We start from the raw sequence: 18,217 nt of genomic DNA, 5'->3' as shown, positions 1-18,217 counted from the left end.
ACAGGAGCCGGTTGAGCGCGGCCGTGCACAGCGGCGTGGGCAGCAGCCAGTCCACGGCCAGGCCCTGCGTGATGCCGTGGGTGTACAGCAGGGTTTCGGCGACGCCCATTGCCGCAAATCCCTCAGGATCACATGGGCCCCAGTGCCAGGCTCGCAGGACAGGACCGACTGCCGCGAGTACACAGCTCAGAAGTCGGCCGCAGGCGGTGACTGCCTGGAGTACCTCGGTAGGGGTCGCCACGCTCGGGACCAAGGCGCGTCGGCAGGGGGACCGTCTCGGGGCAGCCGGCGCGGCGACCTCCCGGTTCAGCCGGTCACTCGCGCGATCGGATCGGCGGAATCCTGCACGAATACCATATCGCGGCTTGACCAGCATGGATGGAATTCTCGACATCTCAACCAAGATCAGGTGCGAGCTGATCCAGATCCTCCTGTTCGTCGAGAACACGAGCGGAGATCTTTTCCATTTCTTGGCAGGTTGCGCCGTAGGCGCGACCCAGGTAAATCTGTACTCTCGTATCTGAGTCCTGCGTTGTCGCGCACCCACCAAAGCGAAGCCCCGCAGGACGCTGAGGCGTGCCGGTCGGCGCCCACCCAAGCCCAGGGTTCGTCACGGCGCAACCGGCAAATACCCACCACTCCGAAGGAAGCTTCACCATGACAAAGTCGACCAGGTACATCAAACCCCTGTTCCTCGCACTCGCGGCGGCACTTGCGGGGCTCTTCGTCATAGCAGGGCCTGCACAGGCCAGTGCCGGCAGCTCGAGCCCGGCCGCGGCCACCGCGCACATATCCATCCACCCCATGACGATGACGTCGGAGGTCTGCGGCGCCAACGGAGACCCCGACCCCTGGGGGGTGATGCTCCAAGACCCCTCGTACAACTGCTTCGCGTACGGCGGGACGGGCACCCACAATTTCCCGTCGGATTACTACGTAGTATCCATCCAAACGAACAACAACTACGGCTGCATTAAGTTCAACAAGGACCTGTATCAGTACGGCTGCGTGCCGTTCGGCCCGTGCACATACTTCGAATTCAGCACCGGCTCGCACAACACGGCGGAGCTGCAAGAGATCCAGATCACCTCATGGAATTCGAATCCGACGTGCTCGGGTGTAGCATGGAATTACATCACATGGCCCGTGGCGTTGTCTGGGTACCCTACGGTTTCTTAGTACTCCCCATATAGTGCGTCGTTGCAGAGTCGTCGACCGGCAGATGATGGCGCAGCCGAGGGTGACGAACGCTTCGTGGATGTTGTCGTGGATGTTGTCGCGGATCTCTCAGCGGATGCGCAGACAGCAAAACCAGTGCGGCAGCGCGAGCGCACCTTCCACCACCCAGCGGCACACCCCCGGGCCTGAGCCACGGTCGGTGCCACTCTGAGTGATGTGCCGGGTGATCTGATACCGGCGGACCCGGTCCCGGCAGACCTCATGGTCGTAGCCTCGGTCGGCGAACAGGTGGCGCGGTCGGCACAGCGGCCGACCGCGCTTGCCACCGGGCGGGCAGTGCGGCCTGGATCAGAGAGATCAGCTCATCGCCGCGCACGTCGCGCAGGACCCGGACGCGGAGCGCGGTGACACCGAGATCGCCATCAGCTCTTGCCGCGCAACCACAGGGGGTATCGAGTAGCCGTGTTTGACGAGGTAGCCCTGGAACGCCGTGAGCTGTCGGGGACGGTGCTCGGGTGACTCGTGGGCATCGAGGCGTTCGAGGTTGATGGCGATCGCGGTGGGCACCTGCTGGACGTGGGTTTTCGCTTGTCCGCGGTAGCGGCAGTGGCGCCCGGCGTGCCCGTTGACGATCTCGCTCATCGTCCCCTCGACGCCGGCGCGGGGGCCGTAGGTGCACAGCCACTGTGGGTCTTGTTGCCGGGCGCGGTTGGTCTGCTGGCGTTCGTGCAGGTGGCGGGACAGGAAGTTGATGGAGCGGCCTTCACCCGAGCGGGTGCAGCGCTCTCGGTCCGGGCACGCGTCGCAGTAGAGCTTGTCGAACCTGACCAGCGTGTGCGGGGCCTGGGAGGGGAGTTCGAGACGGTTTCCGCTGGTCTTGCCGGGCGGGCAGGTCACCTGCCGCTTGTCGAAGTCGATGTCGAAGTCCTCACGTGCGAAGCCGTCACCGCACCGCTGCTGCCAGGAGCCGCCGTCCTTGACCGGGCCGGTCAAGGTGATGCCGCGACCTGGAAGTCGATGCGGCAGCGCACCGCCTCGGCCGCGGCGCGATGCGAAGAACCCTGATCATCGAAAGCTGAAACCAGAGTTCATGCCACATGCCAAGCTAATGCCGCCGCGCGGCCCGTCGCCTCAAGATTCCCGACAGAGTCCTTCAATGGCAACCACGGTACGGTCTATGTCCTCGCTCAGGGCACCGGCACCGGTCCGTTGACGGGTGTCGGCCCCAAGTGCCCCGATACGGCCAGCGACCGCAAGACCACCGGCGACATCACCTACTGCGCGACGACGACGTACTCCGGCGAGGCGGACACTGGCCGCGGCCGACCGCTGCGCAACTGCTCGGCGACGTCACACTGTTCGACAAAGACGAGTCGTCGTGGAGCCCTGATCTGCTCGTCCGGTAGCGGTCGAAGGCCAATCGTGTCCGCCTGCCAGGCACCCGGATGCCGGGCAGGTGACCGGTGACCGCGGCGCACCGGCGCCTGGCCGGCTCGGCCGGGCGCTGAATAAATTCTTCAGGAAATCATCAACAGCGTGCCGGTGCCGGTGCATCATCTTCCTCAGAGGAATTGGCCTTGGGGTGAGGGAGAACGGCGATGTTCAAGCAAGGCGCATTGGTCAAGACTTCGGTTCCGTGGCTGGTCTGGGCGGGGGCCGTGCTGAGCGCGTCCGGCTGCGTGGCGCCGTCGTCGACCTCGGCATCGGGCGGCGGCGCGAGCGGCACAACCAAGGCGTCGACGGCTGCGCCCGGCGGTGCGGGAGTCGCCGGGGCCGGCCAGACGACGCAGTCGACGCAGACGAGCGGTGGGCAGGCGGCCGGGGCATCCGGGTGCTTGACCGCCGACATCCGGCTGACTGTGGGGGGAGGTTCGCCGGCTGGCGCCGCGGGTTCCTACACCGTGCCGATCATTCTGGAGAACACGGGCACTGACGCATGCACCGTGCACGGCTGGCCCGGCGTCGCCGCCCTGAACAGCGGTGGTACCCAGGTCTACCAGGCCATGCGGGTCGGACCGGAGACCGCCCAGATCACCCTGCAACCGGGGGGCACCGCGGCCGCCGTGCTCTACGCGGTCACCACGTTCTGGCCGCCGAGCTCGGGTAACCCGACGTGCTCCCAGGTCCCCAACCTGCTGGTGACTCCGCCGAACGAAACCCATTCCGCCCACCTGCAGATCAACACGAGCATGTGCGTGGCCCCGGCGCTCTCCGCGCTCAGCCCCGGCTCCACTGCCGGTGATTCCGCGCTGAGCGCGGGCGCGTTCGCCGAGGCCCAGCAGCTGTGGAAGGCCGGGGCGGGTGCCATCTCGGCAGTACAGGGAGCTTACTGGACCGAAGCGGCGGCAGTGCTGAGCTATCCAGCCGGTACCAACGCTCCGGGCTCCACCGGATTCAGCGCCGCCGCGCAGAAACTGACGCAGCTGGCCGGTCTGCCGGACGCGATGCAGAATCCGACCCAGCAGTCCGAATCGCACGCTGATACCGCGGCACTCAACTCGTTCTTCGACACGCCGAGTCTGTACAGCTGACAGTAGGTCTGTGTGGCTGCTGCCCGGTGCGGTTCGTCTGCAGGCTGGGGTCAGGTCTGTTGCTCGGCACAAGACAGCGTGGTCATTTCACTGGCTTTGAAGCGCACCGGGATCGGTCCACGCCGCTCGATTGCGCCGCAATTTAGACGGCTCGTGCCTACGCGGCGTCAAGCTAGAAAGCGTCGAGGGAACCCAGTGCACGCTACTTCTTCGGAGAGCCCGAAGAGGTCAAGCTACTCCCAAGGATGGAGAGCACTGCGGCCGCCGACCTGGTTTGAGCTCCACCGTTCACAGAGTTCGCGCAGACCAGACTTCCGCTGGCAGCAGGGATCAACCGCCCGGTGCTCCCCACCAGCCGCCAGCGGACCGACAACACCCTTCGCGGCTCCAGATACCGAGAAGCCCTCGCAGTTCAGAGGCCTCCAGCGATCCTCCAGCGAGGACATCGAACGGATCGTCAGCCGAGCCGGAAGCACGTCAAGCGCTCCGCGTGCAACCGGCATCGGTTGGGAGTCGTTCACACCGAAAAGGTCACTGGTTCGATCCCAGTATCGCCCACCGCGAAGTATGCAGGTCAGGGCCTCTGTCGAGAGTGATTCGACAAGAGCTCTGATTCATTGTGGGAGCTGTTTTCCGCTCCCCCGCTGCTCCCCCACGGCGAGAGCCGGACGCCGACCTCGTGCAGCGCACCTTCCTGCGCGTCGACCCGTACGGCGAAGACGAAGCCAGGCCCGAGCACGCATCAGCCACTACAAGCGCAGGGGACATCACGAAACGTCGTTGCAGCAATAGCGGGGCCGGCCGACGGCGGCACAGGAATGGGCGTGGTGCAGCGGGACGGGGCAGGGGTGCGCTACCAAGTCGGCCGATGGCGCCGTCGCGACACGGTCCCCGAGTCCAGAGACTGAGCAGTCCTGCGAACACATCGGTCACGTCGTCCGGCCTCGGGTGGCGCTCCGCGGCCGGCGTGGCTTCGGCAATGAGCGTGACGCCGGTTTCCCCGTCGTAGCGCGTGGACCGGTCGAGGGGGCGTGCGGGAGGGGCGCGATCGCGCCGCGTTCGCCCCCCGGTGTCCCGGCGCATTGCGGCGCCGGCGAATACGCCAGTGTTCGCCAGACGCGCTCCTTGTTTTGTAAGGGTTCTGCGACAACACTGAAAAGCGCGCAGGCCGGGGCGTGCTCGGCCCGTCGCGTCCGGGGCGTCGGCGCGTGAGCCGCGCCGCCCTGGCGTGTCGCCTTCTAGGGAGGGAACATCTTGTTGTTGCCCCATGTCATCGTGTCCCGCCGCAGCCGGGGCCCGCAGAGCGCGCGGCGCCGGGTGGGAGCGGGCCTGCTCGCGACCGCGCTGGCGTGCACCGGAATGACGGTCCTGGCCGCCCCGGCGCACGCGGCGGCCACCGGAACGACGGTCCTGGCCGCCCCGGCGCACCCGGGGCCCGCCGCCGTGGCCTCCGTGGCCTACGTCGCCAACAGCAACGGCGACACCGTCTCGGTGATCAGCACCGGAACGAACACGGTCACCGGGACCATCACCGTCGGCAACAAGCCGGACGCGGTGGCGGCCGTCCCGGCTGCCTCGTCGGCCTACGTCGTCAACTACGGCGACAACACCGTCTCGGTGATCAATACCGCCACCAACAAGGTCACCGCCACCATCCCGGTCGGCAACAGCCCGGACGACGTGGCGATCACCCCGAACGGCGCGAATGTCTACACCACCAACTACGGCGGCAACACCGCCTCGGTGATCAGCACCGCCACCAACAAGGTCATCGCGACCATCCCGGTCGGTGCCGGGCCGAACGCGGTGGCGGTCAGCCCGAACGGCGCCGAGGCCTACGTCGCCAACTACAACGGCAACACCGTCTCGGTGATCAACACCGCCACCAACAAGATCACCGCCACCGTCCCCGTGGGCACACTTCCGTTGTGGCTGGCGGTCAGCCCGGACAGCTCCAGGGTCTACGTCACCAACCTCGATGACAACACCGTCTCGGTGATCAGCACCGCCACGAACACGGTCACCGCGACAATCCCGGCCGGCTCAACCCCGGACGGGGTGGCGTTCAGCCCCGACGGCGCCACGGCCTTCGTCCCCAACGGGTGCTACCAGACCGTATCGGTGATCGACACCGCCACGCAGACCGTCACCGCGACCATCCCGGTGGGCACCTTCCCGGCGGAGACGGCGTTCAGCCCGGACGGCGCCACGGCCTACGTCACCAACTACGGCGACAACACCGTCTCGGTGATCGATACCGCCACCAACAAGGTCACCGCGACCGTCCCCGTCGGCGCCGGCCCGTACGGGCTGGCCGTGCTCACCCCGCGGCCGTCCTCGGTCGCCGCGGTCAGCCCCGCCTCCGGCGCCAAGACCGGTGGCACCACCGTGACCATCGCCGACACCGGATTCACCGGCGCCACCGCGCCGTGACCTTCGCCGACACCGCGGCCGCCTCTTTCACCGTCGACTCCGACACCCAGATCACCGCCGTCACCCCTACAACCAGGTCCACGCCGGCCAAGCCATCCCGATGAAGTTCAGCCTCGGCGCCCACGACGGACTGGACGTCATCGCGCCCGGATACCCGACCGTCACCCAGGTCAACTGCAGCACCGGCGCCCCGATCAACACCGGCACCCTGACCGACACCGCCGGCGGCTCCGGCCTGACCTACGGCGCCGCCAGCGACACCTACACCTACGTGTGGAAGACCGCCAAGGCCATGGCCGGCACCTGCCAGGTGTTCAGGCTCCAACTCGTCGACTGCTCCGACCACACCGCACTATTCACCTTCACCAAGTAGCGGCCTGAACCCTGCAGGCGCCCGGCCACCACGCCCGGGCGCCTGTGGGCGCCGAAAATGCCATCCACGCCGTTCAGGCCATATGTTCGTATTCGTGGAGGGTGCCGCCGAGGCGGCGGGCCTGGTTCCAGACCAAGGTGCGGTCCAGCAGTTCACGTCGACACGTCCCGACCCACCGCTCCATGATCGCATTCATCCGCGGCAAACGGACGTTGGTGGGTACAACCTCGATCCCGGCCTGGGCGAGGATCTGACCGCACGAGGCGGGCAACTTCCCGTCGCGGTCCCGGACCAAATACCGCACCCGGGCACCTGCGTCCTGCAGGTCCATGACCAGGTTGCGTCCAGCCTGAGCCACCCAGGCGGAATCTGGGTGTGCGGCGGCGCCCAGGACCCGGACCCGGCGCCGCGCGTGCCCGACCACCGCCAAGACGTAGAGGCGCCGGCCGGTCAGGGCGACGTTCTCCAGCAAGTCGCAGGCAATGACCGCCTCAGCCTGACCGCACAGGAAGCCCGCCCAAGCCACCGAGACGCAACGCCGCGAACCCGTTGACCACCGCGAGCTACACAAACCGAACCAGCACAGCCAGCCATTCCCGTGGAATCCCCTGATCCCGCACCACAACCGGCGACTCCAACAGGCCCTGCCGAGACAGACCGATCCGCACCCTCACCTGCGCGGATGACAGTCTCGGCACCCACAGGGCCACAATCGATCCATGGGCATTCCCGAGATCCTGAGCGCAGCCGCTGACCTTGCGACCGAGGGCTTCACAACCGATGCGGGAGTGACCGTGGACGACGTCCGACGCGACCTCGGCATGGGCGAATGGGAACTTGCGCTCGGCATGCTTGTGGACGTCAGCGACGAACACCCGCAGCCAACGCGCTTCTGGCAGCTCTTGGCCGACGCCGCTGACATCCTTCATCTCGATCGAAGCGTTGCTTGGTGCCACTGGAGAAGCTACGAATCGACCACGGCGTGATCAGGGCCGATCTGGCGCTCGACTCGCCGGAAAGTGGAGGTCGTCGATCGGCCATCCCCGGAGCCGGCATGCTGCGGCCGATGTGGGACATCGGACACCGCACCAGCGCCGGTGGGCCAGACCTGGCCATCGCGCGCATCTGGGTGGAGTTCGCGCCCTCGCTCGAACCCGGGCAGCAGGGAACGGTCCGGCTGGCGCCGCTGACGCCGAGCCGATGGCAGCACCTCACACAGGGCGACGTGATCACGATGCACGAGATCGCGCTGCCGGTTGGGACCGCCGAGATCATCACGGTTCTGCCACCCGCTGACAGTGAGTGAAGCGCAGGAAGCCGAGATTCGACGCAGTCCACGATCAGTACAGAGAACCTTGGTCCGGTCGATCGAGGCCTCTGCTCTCACCTTGACCACCTCGAATCTGACGTGCAGCAGAACAGGAGTCACTCCCTCGAATTCCGCCGCGTCGGCTGCGACAGCGGGAGGACGGTGAGGGCGAAGGCGGCCGGCTTCGCCGCGGATCCGACCACCGCGGCGGTGACGGTGAAATCGATCTGCGGCCCGCCCGCGGCGATCGTGCCGGCCCGGAAGGCGCCCGCGTGGGCCACGCCGTTGCCGTCGGTGAGGACGACGATGGTCTGCTGCTGGTTGTTCACGAAGCTCCCGTCAGCCGCCGACGGACAGGTGAAGGTCACCTGCACATTGGCCAGCGGGGTGCTGCCCGGGCCGATGACGGTGGCTTGGAGCGAGTCGTTGAACACCTGTCCGGAGTAGGCCTGCCCGCTGCCGGTGGTGGCCTGGATCATCTGGACCGTGGACGCGGTGTTGGTGAGGGTGAAGGCCACGGAGGCCTGGCTGACGCCGGGGACTGCCGCGGTCACGCGGACGGGGCCGGTGACGCCGTTGGCGACGAACGCGGGGGCGGTCGCGGTGCCGTGGGCGTCGGTGGTCACCGTGACGCTGGTGACGCCACCGGGGAAGGTTCCCGACGCCCCGCCGGCCGGCGCGGTGAAGGTCACGGCGGCGCCCGGCAGGAGTTGTCCGTTGGTGTTCTTGACCGTGACCGCGAGCAGACTCGCGTACTGTGCGGAGACCTGGGCCGACTGGTTGTCCCCGCCCGTGATCGCAGCCGATCCGGCCTTGGCCGGGTAGATGGCGATGTAGCACTCCAGCGCGGCGTTGAAGGGCGGGTAGCTGTTGCTGTCGGTGGCCCAGACGCCGAAGTCGGCGTCCACCTGCTGCGGATTGCTCGGCGCTCCGCCGAGGACGAACTGCTGCTTGCCGTCGTTGTCGGTGACCGTGGTCCACGTCATGCCGTCCGGGAGCTGGTCGCCGGCGTCGCCGCTGAAGGGCGTGCCCTTGCCGAGGGCGTACGAGAACGGCGGATACTTCCCGGTGGCTGCCAGCTGATTGCCGGAGTAGGTCATGCCTATGAACGCGTCCGGCAGTTCGCAGTAGTAGGCCCCGTACTTGCCGGGGGACGCGCCGGTGTAGGTCAGCCGGACCCTGCCGTCCACGGCGATGCTGTTGTAGACCACGCTGAGGATTCCCGAGGCCGCGTTGCACAGGACGTCGACGACGGACTTGGCGATCAGGATGCCTGCCTTGACCTTGGGGTCCTTGAACGAGTCGGCGATCACGATCAGGGGGGCGGTCATCGTCGACACGCACCCGAGGATGGCGGCCGCCATCGTCCAGGGGGGATCCTGCTCGTTGTCGGAGGCGAGAGCGGACAGTGCGAGGGCGCTCGCCCCGATTCCGAACGCCGTGGCGGCCCCGAGCTTGCCCCACTGCTTCAGCACGGTGTTGCTGCCGTCCTTGTTGATTTCCGCCCCGAACTTGATGGTGCACGCTCCGATGCCGGAGGACAGGGCCCACATGAACCACGGCCCCCACCAGGACGAGGAGCGGGTCGAGGTGAACGTCCACGGCATGGGGAAGCCCACGAAGGCCACCATGCCGAAGAACCAGTAGGCCCAGTTCATGGCCGCGTTGTCGCCGGTGAAGTTGGTCGCGACCTCGAGGCCGTTGAACACCGTCGCGGTCAGGAGCTCGGCGGCGATGTTGAAGCCGTAGCAGGCCCCGCCGTCGGGCAGGAAGGGCACCCGGGGCGAGGCGGTCGGGTCCGCGCCGAAGGCCGGGGCCACCGGGAACAGACCGCCCGGGAACGGCGGGTTGTCCACGCCCATGACGAGCTTGTAGATCACCGTGACGAAGAAGCCTGCGACCAGGCAGAAGACGCTGGAGAGCGTCAGCGGCTCGCCGGGGTGGCCGGCCAGGTCCATGAACCAGTCCCACAGGACGTTGAGCGGCCCCAGGTCGAGCGGCGTGTCGAGGAGGTCGCCGAGGGCGTCCGCGAAGACGGTGACGAACTGCAGGCCGCCGGCGACCACGTTGCCCAGGAACGTCAGGATGGCCCCGGCCACGTCGTCGAGGCAGTCGATCAGGTCGGCGATGGCCGCGTTGCCTCCGGCGTCGGGGTCGAACAGGTCCGACACGGCGGTCCCGAACTTCTCGATCGCGGCGGTGAAGCCGTCGATCGGCGACGGGGTGCCGCCCGTCATGACGCCGACGAGGGCGCGGAACGCGTCCTCCAGGGCATCCGGGAGCGCCACCGCGCCCAGGGCGGTGCTCAGGTGGAGTTGGGCCGAGTCGCCCATGAACCGGTTGCGCGCCCACGCCGCCTGCGGATTGTCCTTGAAGGCGTGCGGTTGCACCGGCGCCCCGTCCGCGGACGTCAACGGGGGGACCTTGTTGTCGAAGTCGCCCATCCGCGTATCGGCGTACTGGTCCTTGAGGCTCATCAGCTTCTGGTGGACGGCGCTGCGCTGCCCGGCGAACCAGGCGGCGGTGACCCAGCCGTACTGTTGCGCCGCGGCTTTGATCTGGTCGGGCACCTGGTTCAGCATTCCCTGCATGGCCGTCTTGGTGTCCCAGATGTCGCCGAAGGCGAACAGCGCCTTGAGCCAGTCGATGACGCGCGCAATGGCGTCGGCGATCATCTGGAAGACCGCTTCGACCGCGTGGACGGCCTGCTCGATCGCGTCGATGACGATCTCGCCGAGGGAGACCACGGCGTCGCCGACCCACACCGCGATCTCCACGACGGTCGTCACGATGACCTCGGCGACCTTCGCCGCGCCGCTCTTGATGCCCTCCCACACGTCGTCGGCCCAGGAGACGGCGTCGTCCCACCAGCCGCCGTACGCCGGGTGGGTGGTGCGGCGGGCCCGGTAGGCCTCGAGTTCCCCGTCCGTGCGGAAGGCCTGGAAGGCGGGCTGCTCGGGATCCCAGAGCTGGATGACGTAGCCGACGATCGGCTGCGGAGCGTCGAAGCCCTCGAACACGGCCTTCGGCAGGGCCTTGTTGCCGCCCGCCATCCCGTACATGGTGGTGCAGTGGTCGACGACGACTTCGGGGGTGAGCCCGCGCTGCTTCAGGGCTGCCCAGTCCGCCAGCGGAGCGGATTCCAGACCGGGCGCGTTCGGGGTGCAGCTGGCCGTGGCGAGCAGGTCCGGGGTGAAGGTGCCGGACTGGGACGGGAGGGTGGCTTTGCCCGCCAGGAAGTCGTTGACCTGGGTGGCGAAGCTGACCGCCTCGCCCGAGGCCAGGCCGTCGGCGGCCAGGTGGACCACCGGCGGGTTCAGCCCGCGCGCGGCGATGGACACCGTCAGCCGGCCGTGCGAGTCGGTCGCCACGGCCACCGGGCGGCCCGGGCCCACCTGGTAGGAGATGCCGCCCATCTGGGCCTCGACCAGGGTGTCCGCGGTGACGTTCACGGCGTACCCGGGCATCGGCAGGCCGCGGGTGTCGACCAGGGTGGCCTGGGCGACGTAGTGGGAGACCATGACGGGCGCGGGCGGGTTCGCCGGGTCGGGCGCGGGGATGCGTACCTTCTCCAGCTGCCACTGGGATGTGGTGACGTCCTGGGTGCAGACGCAGTACGCCTCCTGCGCCGTGACTCCGCTCATCTTGATCAGCTCGGAGGGCTTGTAGTCCGGGTACGGATCCAGCTGGAAGCCGATGACCTCCGTGTGCAGGCCCACGGTGACCGGGGCGGCCGGGGCGGGTGGCGCCTGGTAGACCGGCGTGATGCTGGCCACGCCGCGCTGGCCCATCACCGAGACCTTCCCGGCGCCCGGCCGGTAGGCGACGAGGTAGCACAGGCCGCCGGTGCCGATGTAGTCGAGCCCTACCACGCGGTCGGCGGGGTCGGCGAAGTTGTAGCCGCCCATGCCGTGCGTGCTGCTCGGCGGCTTCAGCTGGGTGTAGGTGTTCGTACGCGGCGTCCGCTCCAGCACCCACACCTGCTGGTCGCTGTGCCCGGGAATGTTGCCGGGCCGGTAGGCCAGGATGTGGTCGTCGAACCCGCTGCAGGTGTAGTCGAAGGCCAGCAGCCGGTCCTCGGACACCGCCAGGTCGTAGCCGCCGATCCCGCTGTGGCTGGCGAGCACCGTGGTGAACGCGCCCTTGTCGTCCGTCGTGACGATGTACACGGTGCCGGTGCCGGGCCGGTAGATCAGCAGGTGTGTCCAGCTGCCCGAGCTGTCGTAGTCCAGGCCCACGATCCGGTCGGCGGCGTTCATCAGGTCGAAGGTGCCGATGCCGTGCATCGCCGCGACGATCCGGTACGGATGGCCCGCCGCGTCCCCGGTCGGGGCCAGCAGCCACGCCAGGCCGGCGCCGGGCCGGTAGACCAGCAGGTGGTCGTTGTGTCCCAGACCGGTGTAGTCGAACGCCACGATCGCGTCCGCGGCCTGGAACGGCGCGTTCTCGGTGATCGGCCCGCTCGGGCCGAGCGCGGTCAGGACGCCGTCGACGCCCTGGAAGAGCTGGGCCGCCGGAAGTCCCGCGGTGATCAGGAGATGGTCCTGGCTGCCGGAGCCGGTGTAGTCGAGCGGTGTGGCGGTGGTGCTTGCCGCGTTCAGACCGGGCAGAACGGCCGGTGTGCCGACGGTGCTGAAGGTGCCGTCGGCCGTGTGGGCGAGAACCGACGCCGCCACGCTCGACGCGGCGTTGCCCGGCCCGTAGGCGAGCAGGTGGTCGGACTTGCCCGAACCGGTGAAGTCGAAGGCGACCATGCGGTCGCTCGCATCGGCCAGGGCGAACCCGCCGATGCCGGCCGGCGCCCCCGCCACCGCCGCCGACGTCCACTGCGGCCGCGTCACCGGATAGCCGTTCATGTCGAATGCGGCCTGCCACGTGGCCTGGTGCAGCACCTGCAGCGCCGCCGCGTCGTCGATGCCGAAGACGTGCAACAGGCCGTCAGCGTCCTGCCAGCACCTGGTCGGGCCCGCGAAGGTCAGTCCTGACACGGTTTCGTAGTGGAACGCACCGGCCTTGTTCGAGTACGCGGTGACCAGGTCGTTGTCCGAGGCGCGGAGGTACATGCACCCGACGTCGCCCTGCGGATTGTCATGGTTCAGATAGGGGACGTAGAAGCTTCCGCAGACCTGTGCCACGTTCGAGGCGACCGTGGTGGTCACGGCCGCGGTGCCGTCAGGGCAGAAGTCGACCCGGAGCAGCTGCTGCCCGTTCAGGTAGTACCTGACCAGGACGTTGCGCTTTCCGCTGCGGGGATCGACGGGCAGGAGGCCGCCGCCCACCACCGGATACGGAAGGCCGCCGCCGACCGCCGACACCGGCGCCCACGGCCCCGTCGCCCCGCTCGGGGTCGGGAGTTGGGCGGTGAGGGCGAAGTCGAACCCGCTCGACGGTGAGAGCATCGCCCCCAGGATCAGCGGCCCGCTCTGCGGCGAGTAGGACACGCACAGCGACCGGGCGAAGAAGGCGGGCACGCCCAGGTCGACCTGCCCGCTCCAGGAACAGCGCGCCGGGTCGTCGCCCGTCGCAGGCTTCTGCAGCCCCAGCTTCAGCGCGAAGGCGTTCGCGTCCTGGTCCGTCGGCGAGCAGATCGCCCACAGGTCGCCGCTGGCGTGCTGCGCCACGACGACTTCGGCGAGCGCGTACGCCGCGCCATCGGCGTCGCACACCTCCGTCTGGAGCCATCCCGTCTCGGACGTGTCGGTGCGTTCCAGGTAGGTCAGCACGCCGTGCAGGTTGACGACGAGTGCTTCCTCACGCATGGCCTTGAACGGGTTGGCGAAGACGGCTTCCTGGTTGTACAGGCCGTCGCCGACCGACACGCCGGCGTCGGTCACGGCGTCCTGCATCAGCATGGTGCTCACGCGGAACGCGTCCGGCGTCGGGGGCGCCGCCGGTTCCGCCGGAGGGTCGTCTCGGAGTTCAGAGAATCGCTGGAGTGAAGCTTGGGACACCATGTCGGCTCCGGTGACGAAGAGTGGCGACGCGCGCCTCGAGTGATCACCCACCCCATCGAGTCGTCTGAGGTCGTCTCGTCGGGTGAGTATTGCTCGCTCAGCGTCGGGCCGCCCGGCGTCCGGGACCAGTCTCAGGGAGCGAACTCCACCCATACCGGCCAGCGCACGCGGTGATGCGCCGGGGAGCACGTGCCGACGGGAACGGGGGCGAGAACCGGACCGCGCGCTCGTCGTGGCCGACATGCGACACCACGTGCAGAGCCGTCGGATCGGCGGGAATGAGCGGGGGCAGCGGGGCCGGCGGCGCGGCGTCGTTCCCAGCGGCGTCCTGTGCGGACTCCGGTGCGGTGTCGCCCTTCTTCGGCCCGCGGGACCTGCGGCCCGGCCTTGGGCTCTGGGACGCGGTCAAGTGCTGTGGCTGAGATTCCGGGTCCTCGCGTCAAGCAGCGAAATCCTCTCCCAAAGAGTTCTGGCGACCTGTCACCTTCCATGGCCACCTACGTACTCGACAACGAGGCCCGACAGGTCAGCCGTTGGGCGGTCGCCCTGGCCCTTCCCCACCTCAGGCCGGCCAGATCCATCACGGCTGGTTCTGTCTGCGCGCCCTGTCGGAGATGGTGGCTACGATCTGGGCGGACGACAGCCGATGGCAGGGAGCCCGCTGATGGATCTGGGAGAGTGGCCGGAGTTCCTGGCCCGTTGGAGCGGCGAGTGGATCGATGCGGCCGATAGCGCCACCCGGGACCAGTTGCCCGTCGGGACGGTCGAGCGTCGGTGGCTGGGGTTCGACGGGGCGACACAGGAGCAGCTTGCCGCGGCTGAGGCTCGTCTCGGATGCGTGCTGCCGCCGAGCTACCGGGAGTTTCTGGCGGTCACGAACGGCTGGCTTCATGCGGCGCCGGCCATTTACCGACTGGGCGACACCGACTCCGTCGGCTGGTTCCGTGAGCTCGAACCGGAGTGGTGCGCGATCTGGTCGGACAACGACGAACATGAGATCTTGGCCAGGTCGCTGTGCATCTCCACCGAGGGTGACTCCGGTGTGTTCCTCCTCGACCCGGGCGATGTCGGTACGGACGGAGAATGGGCTGCCTATCACTTCGCCAACTGGTATCCCGGGTTGGGAGATCGCGCCGCTTCGTTCCGTGCGCTGATGGACGAGGAGTACGCCACGTTCCACTACGTTTTGGAGCCCGACAACGCCACCTCGCGGGGCCTCGATGCGCAATGTGCCGGAGCTCGGGCGGCGATCATGAGCGGTGACCTCATCACCCAGGTGCCGATCCTGGACGAGGCAGTCACATTCGGCCGGATCGGCGCACAGGTCACCAGGATCCAGATCGACGCGCTGCTGGGTGACTGGACGGCGGTCCGCGAGCGCACGATGAGTCTGCTTCCGAACAGGGCTGAACACCTCATCGGCGAAGCCCTGCTCTCCACCACCGTGATCCCGCTGTTCCTGCTGGCGATGTACGACTGGCAGGAACAGCAGAGCTCGACCAAGGCCTATCTGATAGATAACTCGATCAGCCGATCGCCCGCGCCGATACCTGCGCAGACCGCCGAGGTGCGTGCAGCAATCGACACCGCGGCCTTCGCGCCGAGCTTCCTTGGCAGCGCCTTCAACGAGGCAGTCGCGGCCGCCCGGCAACTCGCGACAGCCGGCCTCGACGACGAGGCATGGCAACGGATCGCCGACGCGGTGCATCACTGGCGACCGGCAGGACCCCACGATGTGGCACCCGCAGCTCTCCTGGCCGACTCAGTCCTTGGCCGTTTGATCACCCCGGCTCGCGGCCACGAGATCCTCACGACCCCGCGCGGACCGGTTCATCACGACTGACCCACGACTGACCTTTAGCTTGTTCTTTAACCTGCGACTGCGGGCTCCCGCCGGTGTAGCTCGGTTAGCATTCGGACGTGGATGCAGCCGATGACCGGGGATTCCCCGAAGCGCTCGCAGCGGTGGCCGGGGTGTTCTTCGACTACGGCGCTGGAGAGGCCGACTACGAGCCGCACAGCCGCTACATGACGGCCGAGGAGACCACCCGGTGGCTGCGGGCGTGGACGGGCAATGAAGACCTCGACGGGGACGAGTTCCGGGTGATCGGCGAGGATGGCACGGGGGGATACGCGGCGTTCTGGCTAGTCCGGTCTGGTCGGCCGGTAATCGAGCAGCCGGTGGTGTTCTTCGGCTCTGAGGGCGATCTCGGCGCGGTGTCTTCGGATCTGGGCGGGTTCTTGTGGGTGCTGGCGGATGGCTCCGGCCCGTTCGAGGCGGTCGACGAGCGTGAGCGCGACCGGCCTTCGCGTCCGCATGCGGAGCTGGTCGAGATCGCACAGCGGTTCGCGCCCGGAGGGTACAGGCCGGCTCGGTCGATCATCGACTCGGCGCAAGCGGAGTTCGCAGGGTTCGAGGGGTACATCCTCGGGCTGTGCCGAATTGAGGGACTCTAGGATGCTCATCCACCTACCGCACGAGGAGGGCTACGGCTTGACTCCGCGCACCGAGAACGGGGCGCCGCAGCCGACTTCGGTGCCCTGGCGATGAGCAGGGCACTCGCCTCCACGATCGCCGCAGTGCCCAAGCAGTTGCGCCGGTCGGTGACCTGGGACCGAGGCATGGAGCTCTCCGCACACGCGCAGATCACGGCGGAACCCCCGGCATGCCGGTGTACTTCGCCGACCCACGCAGCCCGTGCCAGGCCCTATCGAGAATATCAATAGCCTGCTACGCAGACTCTTCCCGAGGGCGCCGACCTGTCCGCTCACGCCGCCGAGCGTCTCGCTGCACTGATCCCCGCCTGACCACGCGTTGCGACGATCCCTGGAAACCGCCGTTCGAGCGGGTTGGTCGGGATCTCTCAGGCGCCGGGCGGTGTGGAGGCGAGCCAGGTGCGGTAGCGGCGCAACGCCTTCCGGGCCTGGCGTCGCTCGTTGATCAGGGCGTATGCCGGGTGTGTGCCGGGCTTGGGGTCGCTGCCGGCGGCGATGCGGCGCAGTTGGTGGCGGACTTGGGCCATGCTCGCGGCCGAGGCCATGGCTTTGTCGGACCAGGTGACCGGCCGCATCTGCTTGTCGGCCTCGCGTGCGGCGCGCCATCGGTCGGGCAGGTCGGGGGTCAGCGCCAGGGCGGTGCCCATCCCGACCACGTCCACGCCTCCGGCGAGCACCTTCTCGGCGGTCTCGCGGCGGGTGATGCCGCCGGTGAGCATCAGCGGCAGGGGGCTGGTGGCGACGAGTTCCGTTGCCAGGTCGAGGAAGTAGGCCTCGCGGGCGGCGGTGCGCGCGTCGGCGGGGCGGCCGGTCATCGCCGGGCTCTCGTAACTGCCGCCGGACAGCTCGACCAGGTCGACCCCGAGCGGTTCGAGCATCCCGATCACCGCACGGGCGTCGTCGACGTCGAATCCGCCGCGCTGGAAGTCGGCGGAGTTGAGCTTGACCGCGACCGCGAAGGAGGGCGAGACCACGCTGCGCACGGCGGCGACGACCTCCAGCAGCATCCGGGCCCGGCCCTGCAGCGATCCGCCGTAGGCGTCGGTGCGCCGGTTGACCAGCGGTGAGAGGAACTGGGAGAGCAGGTAGCCGTGCGCGGCGTGGATCTCGACCCCGTCGAAGCCCGCCTGCTCGGCGCGTGCGGAGGTGAGTGCGAACCGGGAGACGGTGGCGTTGATCTGCTCGAGGGTCATCGCGACCGGCTTGCCGAAGCGGCTGCTGTGCTTGCCCAGCTCGACGCCGACCGCGGACGGGCCCCACACGACGCCGGGCATGTCGGCCTGGACCTGGCGGCCGGGGTGGTTGATCTGCATCCAGATCGCCGCGCCGCCCTCCTTGCCGGCCTCGGCCCAGGCGGCGAACGGCTCGAGCGGCGCGTTCCGGTCGAGCACGACTCCGGCCGGTCCGGTCAGGGCCTCGGCGTGCACCATGACGTTGCCGGTGATCAGCAGGCCGGTGCCGCCGGCACCCCAGCGCCGGTAGAGCGAGCGCAGCTGCCGGTCGGGCAGCTGGCTCTCGCCGGCCATGTTCTCCTCCATGGCCGCCTTGGCGATCCGGTTGCCCAGTACCGTCCCGGATCGCAGGGGCAGGGGCGCGAACAGCTCGCTGGCCATCCGGGTTCTCCTCTCGATCGACTATCATGTTTGCATCGCTCACATTAGATGGGGATGTGAGCGCTGTAAACTTTCTGGAGCGTGACTCATGCCACAGGCCAACGGGCCGTACCATCACGGCGATCTGCGCGCCGCTTGCCTACAGGCCGCGCGGGACCTGCTTGAGGAGGAGGACGGAAGCGCCGGACTGTCGCTGCGGGCGGTGGCGCGGCGGGCCGGGGTCTCGGCAACGGCGCCGTACCGGCATTTCGCGGACCGGGAGGCGCTGGTGTCCGCCGTGGCCGCGCAGGGCTATCGCGAACTCGCCGGATTCCTGGCCGCCGCCCACC

The 18,217-nt window shown here is 68.4% G+C and carries 13 protein-coding genes and 2 pseudogenes; 10 read left to right on the top strand and 5 right to left on the bottom strand.

Translation table 11 applies throughout. The features are described 5' to 3' along the window. Positions 1-395: 395 nt before the first annotated feature. Positions 396-680, bottom strand: coding sequence for a hypothetical protein (locus tag KDL01_RS27580; RefSeq protein ID WP_212531539.1), 285 nt, complete (start codon positions 678-680; stop codon positions 396-398). Between KDL01_RS27580 and KDL01_RS27575 the strand changes: the two genes are divergently transcribed. Beyond that, entirely contained in the window at positions 658-1,179 is a 522-nt protein-coding gene (locus KDL01_RS27575) for a hypothetical protein (protein ID WP_212531538.1), read from the top strand. The two genes, KDL01_RS27580 and KDL01_RS27575, sit on opposite strands and share 23 nt — an antisense overlap. A gap of 357 nt (positions 1,180-1,536) precedes the next feature. On the opposite strand, the gene KDL01_RS27570 is transcribed toward KDL01_RS27575, so the two are convergent. After that, the gene (locus tag KDL01_RS27570; RefSeq protein WP_212531537.1) at positions 1,537-2,172 is read right to left on the bottom strand and encodes a transposase; all 636 of its coding nucleotides are present in this window, start codon (positions 2,170-2,172) and stop codon (positions 1,537-1,539) included. A 605-nt stretch (positions 2,173-2,777) separates the two neighbouring features. Here KDL01_RS27570 and KDL01_RS27565 point away from each other — a divergent pair. From KDL01_RS27565 to KDL01_RS27555, 3 genes and pseudogenes are all read left to right on the top strand, one after another. Further along, positions 2,778-3,710: a DUF4232 domain-containing protein gene (locus KDL01_RS27565; protein ID WP_212531536.1), complete on the top strand. Its 933-nt coding sequence runs from the start codon at positions 2,778-2,780 to the stop codon at positions 3,708-3,710. 1,254 nt (positions 3,711-4,964) lie between these two features. Continuing rightward, the gene (locus KDL01_RS27560) at positions 4,965-6,143 is read left to right on the top strand and encodes a YVTN family beta-propeller repeat protein (protein ID WP_212531535.1); all 1,179 of its coding nucleotides are present in this window, start codon (positions 4,965-4,967) and stop codon (positions 6,141-6,143) included. 76 nt (positions 6,144-6,219) lie between these two features. After that, positions 6,220-6,516: pseudogene (locus KDL01_RS27555) on the top strand (PxKF domain-containing protein); the annotation flags it as partial. A gap of 73 nt (positions 6,517-6,589) precedes the next feature. Here KDL01_RS27555 and KDL01_RS27550 read toward each other — a convergent pair. Next, entirely contained in the window at positions 6,590-6,988 is a 399-nt protein-coding gene (locus tag KDL01_RS27550) for a hypothetical protein (protein WP_212531533.1), read from the bottom strand. A 247-nt stretch (positions 6,989-7,235) separates the two neighbouring features. Between KDL01_RS27550 and KDL01_RS27545 the strand changes: the two genes are divergently transcribed. Both KDL01_RS27545 and KDL01_RS27540 read left to right on the top strand, forming a co-directional pair. Then, complete coding sequence (locus tag KDL01_RS27545) at positions 7,236-7,502, top strand: hypothetical protein (RefSeq protein ID WP_212531532.1); 267 nt, start codon at positions 7,236-7,238, stop codon at positions 7,500-7,502. A 68-nt stretch (positions 7,503-7,570) separates the two neighbouring features. Next, complete coding sequence (locus KDL01_RS27540; RefSeq protein WP_212531531.1) at positions 7,571-7,822, top strand: hypothetical protein; 252 nt, start codon at positions 7,571-7,573, stop codon at positions 7,820-7,822. Between the two features lie 119 nt (positions 7,823-7,941). Here KDL01_RS27540 and KDL01_RS27535 read toward each other — a convergent pair whose 3' ends face one another. Then, positions 7,942-13,686, bottom strand: a complete 5,745-nt coding sequence (locus KDL01_RS27535) for a hypothetical protein (RefSeq protein ID WP_212531530.1) — start codon at positions 13,684-13,686, stop codon at positions 7,942-7,944. Positions 13,687-14,443: 757 nt separating this feature from the next. On the opposite strand from KDL01_RS27535, the gene KDL01_RS27530 reads away from it, so the two are divergent. The 3 genes and pseudogenes from KDL01_RS27530 to KDL01_RS46825 all read left to right on the top strand — a co-directional run. Beyond that, on the top strand, positions 14,444-15,622 hold the full coding sequence (locus KDL01_RS27530; RefSeq protein WP_212531529.1) for an SMI1/KNR4 family protein: 1,179 nt from the start codon (positions 14,444-14,446) through the stop codon (positions 15,620-15,622). A gap of 77 nt (positions 15,623-15,699) precedes the next feature. Further along, positions 15,700-16,236, top strand: coding sequence for a hypothetical protein (locus KDL01_RS27525; protein WP_212531528.1), 537 nt, complete (start codon positions 15,700-15,702; stop codon positions 16,234-16,236). Position 16,237: 1 nt separating this feature from the next. Next, positions 16,238-16,575 (top strand): annotated as a pseudogene (locus tag KDL01_RS46825) (transposase); the annotation flags it as partial. 68 nt (positions 16,576-16,643) lie between these two features. Here the strand turns inward: KDL01_RS46825 and KDL01_RS27520 are convergent. Next, on the bottom strand, positions 16,644-17,888 hold the full coding sequence (locus KDL01_RS27520) for an NADH:flavin oxidoreductase/NADH oxidase family protein (protein ID WP_212531527.1): 1,245 nt from the start codon (positions 17,886-17,888) through the stop codon (positions 16,644-16,646). Between the two features lie 88 nt (positions 17,889-17,976). On the opposite strand from KDL01_RS27520, the gene KDL01_RS27515 reads away from it, so the two are divergent. Next, on the top strand, positions 17,977-18,217 hold a 241-nt coding region (locus tag KDL01_RS27515; RefSeq protein ID WP_212531526.1), incomplete at its 3' end, for a TetR/AcrR family transcriptional regulator.

Source organism: Actinospica durhamensis (assembly GCF_018139695.1).
Classification (GTDB): Bacteria; Actinomycetota; Actinomycetes; order Streptomycetales; family Catenulisporaceae; genus Actinospica; species Actinospica durhamensis.
This window is presented reverse-complemented; position numbering and strand designations above follow the sequence as displayed.